The following is a 10,840-nucleotide window of genomic DNA, read 5'->3' as shown; positions in this document are numbered from 1 at the left end:
AAATTAATAGCCAAGAAGGTAAAATATATATATTCAATTTTTACAATTTACACTAAATTTGGGAAACCCTCGAAAATTTGTATTCTTCGAAAACTTAGCTTTTGTTGATGCTACTATCTCTAGTGATTCAATAAATAGATCTATCGAAGGAAATCATGTTCCATATACTCCTAAAACAAACGCTAATGTAGGAACAGCTATCTATTTTACAAATAACTTTAATACAGCTTTAACTCTTAACTATAAAGATCAATACTACTTAGATAAAGAAAACAAATATAAAGCTAAAGATGCTGTTTCTTTAGATTTAAGTGTTAACTATACTCTTGATAATGGTTTAAAACTATTTGGAGGAATCAACAATCTTCTTGATAGACAAAACTTCGATCAAGAAGGTATCTCTAACGGAGAAAAAGTTTACGATCCTTCAAGCGGAAGAACTTTCTATTCTGGATTTAAATATACTTTCTAATAAACAAAAATATCTTCGGTCATGACCGAAGATATTTTTTATTCTAATTTTGTGTATAGTATTTCAAATTTTCGTTTAAAATAGCAAAATAACTACTTTCTAAATTTATATTGAAACAACCAGTTGATAAATCATATGGTGTATCTTCTACAAATCCTTCTATTGCTAATCTATTATCTTTTTCTAAATGATATAATTTGATATAATCTGTCTCTTCAAAGTTTAAGTTATTTAAAGCAGCTGCAAACGACAAGCTATTTTCATTTGCATTTACACTACAACTTCTTTTTATAACTCCATCTTTACTAAATAATATAAGTTCAGCATATTTACGTCCGTAATGGAATGGATGAACAATCTCTTCTCTTCCTTCTGCTTCAAACTTCATTAGATCATAATTGAAGGTTACCTCTAAGAAATGTACATTATTGTACCCTTTAAATATAAGTTTATTTTTTTCTCTTAATTTATTTTTTGCATCTTCTAATCTTTGAATCTCTAAACTAATCTCATCTGCATTTAAATTTGGAACTATTAACATTGACACAGCATAGTCTAAATGATTTTTGAAATAGTTATAACTTATTTTAGTATATTTTTCTGAAGATATTTGCGAGTATTCCTCAACTTTCTTTCTTAACTCAGTTTTGTCATCTGATAAATCTAACAAAGTATTCGTATACTTTAAATTTTCATTTAATATATAGAAATAAGTATTCTCTAAATCTACATCAAAGCAACCAGTTGATAAATCATAGGGTGTGTCTTCTATAAATCCATTTAGCATTAATCTACCATTTTTTTCTAAATGATGTAGCTTAATATAATCTGTTTCTTCAAAACTCATCGCATTTAAACTATCTGCAAATGTCATACTATTTTCATTTGCATTTACACTACATCTACCTTTTTCAATACCTTTTTTATTGAATAATACAACTTCAGAGTATTTACGTGAATATTGATACGGATGAATCATATTTTCTATTCCAGTAGCTTCAAATTTCATTAAATCATAGTTGAATGTCAATTCTGAGAAAATAGTATTATTATACCCTTTAAATATAACTCTATTTTTCTCTCTCAATTTATTTTTTGCAATATCTAATCTTTCAATTTCTAAATTAATTTCATCAGTAGTTAAATTAGGAACTTCCAATATTGACTGAGCATAATTCAGATGATTTTTAAAATAATCATAGCTTTTTTTAGTATATTTTTCAGAAGGTATCTGTGAGTATTCTTCAATTTTCTTTCTTAACTCAGTTTTATCATCTGATAAATCTAACAAAGTATTAGTATACTTTAAATTTTCATTTAATATATAGAAATAGCTATCTTCTAAATCTATATCAAAACAACCTGTTGATAAATCATGTGGTGCATTTTCTACAAAGCCATTTACTACTAATCTACTATCTTTCTCTAAATGATATAATTTAATATAATCCGTTTCCTCAAATATTAAACTATTTAACTTATTTGCAAATTGGATACTATTTTCATTTGCATTTACACTAAAACTACTTTTTACTATTCCTTTTTTATTATATAAAATAACCTCTCCATATTTACGCCCATAGTGGAATGGGTGCACTATTGAGTCCGTTCCTTTTGCTTCGAACTTCATTAAATCATAGTTAAATGTTAATTCTAAGAAGTGTACATTGTTATATCCTTTAAATATAATTTTATTTTTTTCTTTTAGATTATTTTTTGCTTCATCTAATCTTTGAACCTCTAAATCAATCTCGACTTGAGTTAAATTAGGGGTAGATAACATTGATGTAGCATACTCTATATGACTTTTTAAATAGTTATAACTTACTTTCGTATAATTTTCTGGAGATATTTCTAAACACTCCTCAACTTTATCTTTTAATTTAGATTTATCATCTGATAAATCTAATAAAGTATTCGTATACTTTAAATTTTCATTCAATAGATAGAAATAACTATTTTCTAAATCTATATCAAAACAACCTGTAGAGAGATTATACGGTGCATCTTCAACAAAACCACTCACTACTAATCTATTATTTTTTTCTAAATGGTACAACTTAATATAATCTGTTTCTTCAAATGTTAAACTATTTAAATTGCTTGCAAATGTCATACTATCTTGATTTGCATTTACACTACAACTACCTTTTACTATTCCTTTTCTATTGTATAGTATAACCTCTGAATATTTACGTGAATATTGATATGGATGAATCATATTTTCTATTCCACTAGCTTCAAATTTCATTAAGTCGTAGTTGAATGTCAATTCTGAGAAAATAACATTATTATATCCCTTAAACAGAATTTTATTTTTTTCTCTTAAGGCATGTTCAACATCATTTAACTCTTCTAAAATTAATGTTATCTCCTGTTCTGTTAAATTTGGTGTTTCTAACAACTGTTTAGCTTTTTGAATAACCATTTGTAGATTATTAAAAGAAAGTTTTGTATACTCACTAGAATCTAACTTTTCTAATTCTTCAATCCTATCTTTTAACTTAGTTTTATCATCTGATAAATCTAATAATATATTTGAATATTTTAGATTTTCATTTAGTATATAGAAATAACTATTTTCCAAATCTATAGCTGAACAACCATTATTTAAATTAGATGGCGTATTTTCAACAAATCCTTCTATTATCATTCTGCTATTTTTTTCTAAATGATATAACTTAATATAATCCGTTTCTTCAAAAGTTAGTGTACTTATAGCTTTAGCAAACTCTAAACTACTCTCATTTGCTTTTATTGAATAATTTCCTTTAACTACTCCTCTTCTATTGAATAGCTTTATTTCTGCATACTTGCTACTTCCATGGAATGGGTGTATTGTTGTGTCAATTCCCTTAGCGTCAAGCATCATAGAATCATCGTTGAATACTATTTCACAGAAGTTAACATTATTGTATCCTTTAAATATAATTTTATTCTTTTTTCTTAAATTCTGTATTGCTTTTTCTAAATCTCTATATGCCTCAACAACTTGATTTTCTAGAGCATCGTCATCTTCTAGAACTTCTATTGATTTACCTAATGCTAAAACATATTCATCGTAACTATTTTTAGAATAATCATCTTTGTTATAGTTGCATTCTTTTATCAGTTCAATTAAATCATCTTTATTTACATTAAGTTCTAATTGAACTTTTGAATACAATATATCTGATTTCATTATATAGAAATATGAGTTTTGTAAATCTAGATTTTTAACCCCGTGATCATAATATTCTTCAGTATCTTTAATTTCACCTAGTAAAGCCAATCTATTAAACTGCTCTTTATGCGAGAGTTTTAAATAGTCTCCTTCTATAAATTTCATTTCATTTAATAGATTTGAAACATAATCAGCATTCGAAGATCCCGCTACAGAATATCTATTTTTTAATTTATTTTTTTTATTATAATGCTCTATCACAATATATTCTGGTGAATGATAATGTACATTAGCTGCTACTCCTGATGATGATGCTATAAATTTCTTATTTACAAAATCAAATTCTACTCTTAAAAAAACTTCATCTTTGAATCCTTTGAAAAGTACTTTAGGTTTATCATCTGAAACTATAATATCAATCTCATGACTCGAAACTTTATTTTTTTCAATTGATTTTATTTTAAACTCTGAATTTAAATAAATTATCTCTGGAACTAAGAACGAAAACTTTCCTAATGAATCCGCTGTTACTATATATCTATTTTGACCTAATTTTATTTCTATTTCAGCCTCTGGATTAGCTATTCCACTTAAAGTTCTATTTCTACCAGGGTATATTTTTCTCACTGTAGGCGGTATAGAAATATTTCTCACCGAATCAAACCAAGAGTTTTGATCTATATATAAATATGAAGATTCAGAAGAATCAATTATATCATCAATTGCATTAAAATCTGTAACATCTTGTAGTTCACACATCTTTATAAAAGGTATTACATTTAATTTATATTGCCTAGCTATAAAGTATGCGACAAAATCCCAACCATAATACTTTCCTTCTTCTCTCCAGAATGTTTCAAGCTTTTGCATAAACTCATTGTCAATACTATCAATAAATGCTAAGAAGAAATACATAGGTACTATTCTCTTGTTCTGTTCACCTTTAGTTAAATAATCAATATATGACGTTACTACCTTTGTTTCTTCATATTGTTGCTTATTCCCATATGCCCAAGACCAAGTAGGATCATTTTTATCTATTCTTGTTTTAGAATTTGCAAACATATTGTTCCAATACTCTGTGAATCCCCATCCTTGCTCATAAAGATGACCGTACTCATGATACATACCCCAAACAGCTTCACCTTTTTTAGGTCTTCCAAAATATGATAAAATATTATTAGGAGCACAATCTAGCATAGTACTTCCAGCCGACATATATCCTCTATGCTCTTCTCTTCCAGTAACTAAGAAAAAACCTTTTCTAGGTCTATGCATATCCTTCTCATTATTTTCATCTAGACCAGCTAATTTATTATATAAAGCGATTATATCCTCATTCATCTCTAACGCTTCTAATATATCCATTGGTTGTTCGTTATTTTTCTTTATAAGATGCTTTATCATTGGAATGTATATTCTCACATTGTCACTTATAAGTAATCCTGGATCATCTCCATTCTGATTTAAAAATACTTTCTCGTGAAAAGCCTCTTTAGATAAAATATTCCTTGAAATCTTTTCCTCTCTTATATCAAAAATAGAAGCAAGTATATAATCTGATTTATTCATTTTTACTTTTACACTAAAACTAAATCTTTCATCAACTGAATCTAATCCATTTTTAATATTTTGTACATCTATAAATAATCCTCCCATTTCTGGAATATCTATTTTAGTCCATACATTTACAGGAATTTTTTTTATACCTTTTAAATTTACTATATTATGTAAATTTAGATTGGCATCACCAGTTATATTTTCTCCCTCTATTAAAATCTCAATTGAACAACTTTGTAAAATTTTTATACCTAATGGCTCGTTAGAATGAATACTATAATTAAACTGTTTACTGTCTTCACTTGTTGATAAACTTGTGTTTCTATAAATTTTTAACTCTTCTATAGTTTCATTAGTTTTTATGTTCAAACTCATATTTCAGCCTCCTATTTTTCATTTTTGTATTTTTATTTCAATTTCATTTAAAAACTTTTGTAACAATATTAACATACTATCTATTATTTTTCAATTATATTATCAAAAAAAAAATACCATAACCATCTACAGTTTAATGTTTTATAAAATGTAGTGACTATGATATTTTTATTAAGATTTAAAATATTATACATAAAAATGAAAATATTATACAAAATATAGTTACAAAAATTAAGTGTTGATAATCTTTTTTAAGAAACCTATAACTTCTCAATCTACTTCTTACAACTCCATTTCCATATCCTCTAACTTCCATCGATACCGCTAAATTTATTGCATTTTGAATTCCTGAAATAACAATTGGAAAAAAAAGTGTTGTTATATTTTCTACTTTTTCTTTTAAAGTCATCAATTCATAATCTATTCCTCGAGCCTTTTGGGCTAACACCACTCTTTCAGCTTCCTTTTGTAACATTGGAACAAACTTAAATGAAAGTGCTGTAATAATTCCTATCGATTCTACAGGAATCTTAAAAATTTTTAAGGGGGATAGTGTTTTTTCTATTACAAAACCAATTTCTCTTATCTCTAGTGATGAAACCATCGAAGTAGCTAAAAATATAATTATAATCAATCTAGAAAAAGATATAACTACATAATCAATTGGTCTTCCTATTAAAAAAAAGTTTATAACTACTATTGAAATCATTAATCCCGAAGAGTATTTTAAAATCTTTTTTAACTTCTCTACATTTATAGAAAAAAGTCTTATTTGATAAAATATTACGGGTAACAAAATTAAAATTTGATAAGGTTTTTTTATAAATCCCAATGCAATTATACAGATTAGAGTTGTATAAAATACAGTTCTTGGGTCAAACTTTTGTAATTTCATAACTATCTAATCCTTTCTAGAAGTTCATCAATATTTCTTATATTTTCTGTAGAAACACCAAAATTATTCATAATTTCACAAAATTTTATAAAATCCAAATCTGAATTTTTTAAAACTTCAAAAGGTTTTCCTTGTGCTATAATTTTACCTTTTTCCAAAGCAACAACATTATCACCATACTCTAATACATCTTCTAAAAGATGAGATATTTGAATTATTGTTATTCCACTTTTTTTCAATTTATCTAAAATTGTAAAAAATAACTTTTTATTTTCTATATCAAGACCTGCAGTAGGTTCATCTAATAACAAAATTTTAGGAGATGTTATTAGTATTGAAGCTAGTGCTATAAATCTTTTCTGTCCTCCACTAACTTCATACGGAGATCTAGTTAGTATATCTTTTGACAACTCCAACAACTCTAAAATTTCATCTAGCTTTTTTTCAATCTCTTCAGGTGATATTTTTCTTTTCACTAGAGAATAAATTATTTCCTCTTTAATTGTGCTATTAAAAAATTGTTTTTCTGTATATTGAAACATATAACCATAATTTTCTCTATACTCTTTCAAGTGTTCTTTTAAAGAAAGGTTTTTATTTTTCCAAAAAATATCTCCTGTTTTGTTTTTTAATAAAAATCCTATAGTTTGAAGTAAAGTTGATTTTCCACTTCCTGTTTCTCCTATGATAAAATTATAACTTCCACTTTTAATATCTAAATTTATATTTTTTAATACTATTTCTTCGTATCCTGAATTTATTTCTCTTAAAGAGATTTCCATAAACTTTCCCCCATTTTATCTAAATCAAAAACATTTTGTGATAAATTAATTCCTGTACGCAAATAAATGTTTTTAGCTACCTTAAACATCGTGGGAAGATCTAGTCCTGCTCCAAGTTCCCCTTTTACTAAAAGTTCGTTAAAATGCTCTTTAGAGCCTTTAAAATCGATTTCACTCCCTTTCAATAATAAAACCTCATCACAAAACTCTATTTCTGATAAATGGTGAGTTATTAAAATAATTGTTACTCCTTTTTCTTTTAATTTTTTTAAAAGATTTAATATTATTTTTCTATTGTGCGGATCTAACATAGAAGTAGCCTCATCAAGTATTAAAATTTTAGGATTTAATGCTAAGGCAGAAGCTATACACAATCTTTGCTTCTCTCCTCCTGAGAGTTTTGATATTTTTTCTAAATTTCTTCCTTCAAATTCAATCTCCAATAGTAGTTCATCTATTTTTCTTAGCATAACCTCTGAATCAAACCCATAGTTTTCCATTGAAAAAGCTATCTCCTCTTCAACAATATCCGTAACAATTTGCTCATCTGGATTTTGAAAAACCATCCCAATTTGTCTTCTACAATGATATAAATTAGTTTTTAAGTTAACATTGTCTATATAAATCTCTCCGTTTTTAGGTTTTTCTATACCTAAAATTAATTTTAGCAATGTACTTTTTCCAGAACCATTTTTTCCTAATAAAGTATAAAACTTACCTTTTTCAAAATTAACAGTTAATTTTTCAAATATAGATTTCTCGTCATAAGAAAAATCTATACACTCTAATCTAATCAACTTTTTCACTCCATTCTTCTACATCATAAAAATTTAAAGAGATGTTTTTTTCTTTTAAAATTGATTCTAAAACTTCCATAAAGACACCTTTCTCAGAAACTAATTTTACCCTACCTCTAATATCTTCTAAGCTTTCATAGCAACTAGTTTCTCCTTCCCAATCTGCTCTACAAGTTTTATTCACACCACAACTTGGACTTCCCGAAATTCCATAAATGCCCTCTATTTCATAACCATTTTTTAAATAATCTTTAATTTGATTTACAATTGGAAGCAGCATTTTTTTACTTTCATTTACAAATCCACTATATTCAAATTGATCTTTTACATGTCCCCATCTTTTTAAACCTAAAATGTTTATTTCTGGACAAGGTAATTGTATAATTCCATAGTTTTTTAAAATTTTATTTTGTAAAAACTTTAAAAATTCATCTTGCTTTCTAGCATAAGGTTTAACCACACTATTTTGATTTAAAATACAATGTGATATTATTATAATTTTTTTAGATCTATTCATTTTTATCCTCTTATTTTATTTAATATACTTTTTGGAAGTTTTGCTATAAGTATAGATACAATAATACATGATGAAACTTTATCTATTAAATTAGACATAATTCTTGGAATAAATGCTGCTGTAAAGATTTTTTGTCCACTTTTAACAAGCCATCCTGTTAAAATATCCATTGATCCTCCTGCTAGACCTCCAAATAAAGAAACTGCTATAGGTGTTCCAACCAATGGAGCTACTATTGAAAGCAATATTCCTGTAAATACAGCTATTTTGAAGTCAAAACCAAATTTTTTAACAATATATCCTACAACTATTCCTATTATCATATTAACTATAGCAAATGGTAATTCTATTGGATTATTTACAACTGATGTAATAATATTAGTTATCATTCCCGTAATAGCTCCAAAAAATGGTCCCAGTAACGCTGCAGATAATATTGTTCCTATTGTGTCTAAGAATAAAAAAGGAATATGAAGTGTCTTAGCTAGTGTTGCCAGTATTATATTTAACCCTATTCCAAGTGCTGAAATTGTTATTGCCAATGTTTTTTTATTCATTTTTTCTCCTCTGTGTAAATCCTAATTAAATAAAATTTTATATATTATACAAAAAAACCTTTATTTACAAAAGGTTTTTTTATAATAATTCTTTTTCTAGTTCAAATATAATTTCTTCTATGTTTGATAATTTTTCATCACTAAATTCATTTATATTTATAATTTTTAACAATCCAGTTAATTTTATTTTAAGATTTTCTTTTTTTATATTTTTTTCTGTTTGAATTTTATTTTGAGATAAATTTTCTTTAAATTCTTTTATTTTTTCTTTTGGATTTTCTGATTCTAAAATTTCAAAAACTATTTTTTCGTTATTTTTTTCTATTTTTTTAATATCTTTAATTGCTCTATCTGGTAATTTATATATTTCATTTGAATTATATTGTAAAGATAGCTGTCTTCTGTCTAAACATAGATAAACAAAATCTTTTTTAAATCCTAAACTTTCATACCATTTTCCAAACATACCATTTTTATTATTCGAAAAAATTTTATGGGCCTCTAAAAAAACATCCCCTAATTCTTTTAAATTTTCTTTTAATAAATTTCCTGTATGAGTTGCTTTTTTTTCTAATTCAATCAGTATTTCTTTATCTTCTTGATTAAAATCAGTATAATCAAATCTTGATTCAAACTTATCTTTTTTTATAATAACTTCACTTTTTTTATAGTTTGCTAACAATCCCATTTAATAATTTCCCCCACTAAATTTTTATAATCAATTGCTGCTGTACATGATGAATCTATTTGATAAATAGAATCTTTATTAAGACCTAACAAATTTAATTTTGAACATGTTCTTATTGTTGTTTCTGTTGTTTTAAAGTTATCTTTTAAATGTTCAAAAATTTCTTTACTTACTTTTTTTCTTTTATCTAACTTTGTTGGTAAAATTAAAGTATTTTTTATTTTGACGTCTAATTCCTCTTCTGTTTGTTCTAAAGTTTGAATTAAAAGATTTAATCCATCTAAAGCTAAAAGTTCTGTTTCACAAGGAATTAATACATAATCTGATGCATAAAGAGCATTTACAGTAAATAAATTCATACTTGGTGGACAATCTATAATTATATAATCATACGTTTTTTCTAATTTATCTAAAGCTTTTTTTAATAATTTTTCAGTTCCAAATTTAGATGTCAATTGTCTTTCTGCTAGATTTAATATTAAATTTGATGGAACTAAATCAAAATTTTGAGTTTCAATAATTACATCATTTATGTTTTTTTGATCAACTAAGATATCTTTTATTGTCAGTTTTGGAGTTTCATTTAATGCTGTAAATGTTAAACTTGCTTGTGGATCTGTATCTATTAGTAATACTTTTTTATTTTCTAAAGTTATTCCTGATCCAATACAGTGTGTTGTTGTTGTTTTTCCAACACCACCTTTAAAATTTATAATAGAAATTATTTTAGACATTTTTTCCTCCTGATTAAAAGTTATTTTCATCTGTTCTGTTGTAATATCTATTTTAACTAATTGATTTTTTTTATAGCCAATTTTTTCAATAATTTCCTTATCTAGAGTTATTCTATAAAGTTTTGTATTTCCATTAGCTTGAATAATTAATGGTTGTCCATTTTCGCATTTTTTAAAAGTTATTTCATTTAATTTTTCATTATAAATAAAATTTAAAAACTTAGGTTCATTCATTATTTTAATTCCTTTTATTGGAATATTCAAATATGCTGTTGATATTTTATTTTTTTTGTTAAATGT

At 25.6% G+C, this 10,840-nt stretch carries 9 protein-coding genes; 1 reads left to right on the top strand and 8 read right to left on the bottom strand.

The window, feature by feature from the left end:
* Positions 1–58: 58 nt before the first annotated feature.
* Positions 59–472: a TonB-dependent receptor domain-containing protein gene (locus L992_RS12115; protein WP_047396552.1), complete on the top strand. Its 414-nt coding sequence runs from the start codon at positions 59–61 to the stop codon at positions 470–472.
* 43 nt (positions 473–515) lie between these two features.
* Here the strand turns inward: L992_RS12115 and L992_RS12110 are convergent, their stop codons facing one another.
* The 8 genes from L992_RS12110 to L992_RS12075 form a co-directional block, all read right to left on the bottom strand.
* Positions 516–5,570, bottom strand: coding sequence for a putative mucin/carbohydrate-binding domain-containing protein (locus tag L992_RS12110; protein ID WP_047396551.1), 5,055 nt, complete (start codon positions 5,568–5,570; stop codon positions 516–518).
* Positions 5,571–5,748: 178 nt separating this feature from the next.
* Positions 5,749–6,465, bottom strand: a complete 717-nt coding sequence (locus tag L992_RS12105) for an energy-coupling factor transporter transmembrane protein EcfT (protein ID WP_047396549.1) — start codon at positions 6,463–6,465, stop codon at positions 5,749–5,751.
* Between the two features lie 2 nt (positions 6,466–6,467).
* Entirely contained in the window at positions 6,468–7,247 is a 780-nt protein-coding gene (locus tag L992_RS12100; RefSeq protein ID WP_047396547.1) for an energy-coupling factor ABC transporter ATP-binding protein, read from the bottom strand.
* Complete coding sequence (locus L992_RS12095; RefSeq protein WP_052191725.1) at positions 7,232–8,044, bottom strand: ATP-binding cassette domain-containing protein; 813 nt, start codon at positions 8,042–8,044, stop codon at positions 7,232–7,234. Before L992_RS12095 ends, L992_RS12100 begins: the two co-directional genes overlap by 16 nt.
* Complete coding sequence (locus L992_RS12090) at positions 8,037–8,561, bottom strand: CD3072 family TudS-related putative desulfidase (RefSeq protein ID WP_047382607.1); 525 nt, start codon at positions 8,559–8,561, stop codon at positions 8,037–8,039. Before L992_RS12090 ends, L992_RS12095 begins: the two co-directional genes overlap by 8 nt.
* Before the next feature lie 2 nt (positions 8,562–8,563).
* Entirely contained in the window at positions 8,564–9,118 is a 555-nt protein-coding gene (locus L992_RS12085; RefSeq protein WP_047382604.1) for a CD3073 family putative ECF transporter S component, read from the bottom strand.
* 79 nt (positions 9,119–9,197) lie between these two features.
* Positions 9,198–9,806 carry a hypothetical protein gene (locus L992_RS12080; RefSeq protein WP_047382603.1) on the bottom strand — a complete coding sequence of 203 codons (609 nt, stop codon included), beginning with the start codon at positions 9,804–9,806 and terminating at the stop codon, positions 9,198–9,200.
* On the bottom strand, positions 9,794–10,840 hold a 1,047-nt coding region (locus tag L992_RS12075; protein WP_052193996.1), incomplete at its 5' end, for a ParA family protein. The genes L992_RS12075 and L992_RS12080, both read right to left, overlap by 13 nt.

Origin of the sequence: Cetobacterium sp. ZOR0034 (genome assembly GCF_000799075.1) — a bacterium.
Lineage (GTDB): Bacteria > Fusobacteriota > Fusobacteriia > Fusobacteriales > Fusobacteriaceae > Cetobacterium_A.
The sequence above is the reverse complement of the archived record's forward strand: the minus strand, read 5'-3'. Positions and strand labels throughout refer to the sequence as shown.